Annotated in this window: 1 protein-coding gene; it reads right to left on the reverse strand. The window is 56.6% G+C overall.

The genetic code is table 11. From position 1 onward, the window contains the following. Positions 1-754 (reverse strand): alpha/beta fold hydrolase (locus tag A3730_RS06470; RefSeq protein WP_231883874.1); only part of this gene is annotated, 754 nt, incomplete at its 3' end. Positions 755-778 lie beyond the last annotated feature (24 nt).

The following is a 778-nucleotide window of genomic DNA, read 5'->3' on the forward strand; positions in this document are numbered from 1 at the left end:
TGGCAAAATACTTTTCCGGCGCATGTTGCACGCCGCGCAAGCCGAGCCGGCCCATCAACACAAACAAACGTGGGTCGCGACGAAAAAGCCGGAGGAACATCTTGTGTAAGCGGTCCAGTTTATCCAGCTCAAAATGCTCAATGGGGACGGTGCTGGCAAGAATACCCAACCGCTCAAAAATTTCCGGATGCGTAGCTGCAGCGCAGAGGGCATAGGGACCACCCCCACAATACGCCGCCATCGGCGGCCGCTGAATTTTCAGGTGCTGACAGAGGGCCAGAATATCGTCAGCAAAATCCCGAAATTCAAAGTTCTTCTTGTAGGTAGAAATGCCATATCCGGGGCGCACGATCATGATCATGCGCAAACCTTTTTCCCGGTACCAGCCATCAAAAAACGTATGGTCGGGCACCGCAGCCCCCAGGTTATCCAGCGTCAGTACCGGGCGCCCACTCGGATCGCCATACTCGTACCAACTGAGTACCCGGCCGTCGGGTAACGACAGTGTAAATTCCCGTTCAGCCTGCACATGCGGCAACCGGGCTGCCTGCACCAGGGCATGCCCCATGGCCTGACTGACCAATTGCACCTGGCTACTGGCGTTGAGCTTGCTCATGGTGGACTTGAGCTGGGTGCGGGCCGTGTGCACGCTGATATTGAGCAGCTCGGCACTCTGGTTCAGATTGCCCACTTTACACAGCAAGTGCAGTAGACGGGATTCGGCATGGGTAATATGAAAGACGGACCGGAGCATCTCCGGCGAGGGCGTCACCATGCT

The organism is Alcanivorax sp. HI0044, from assembly GCF_001634945.1.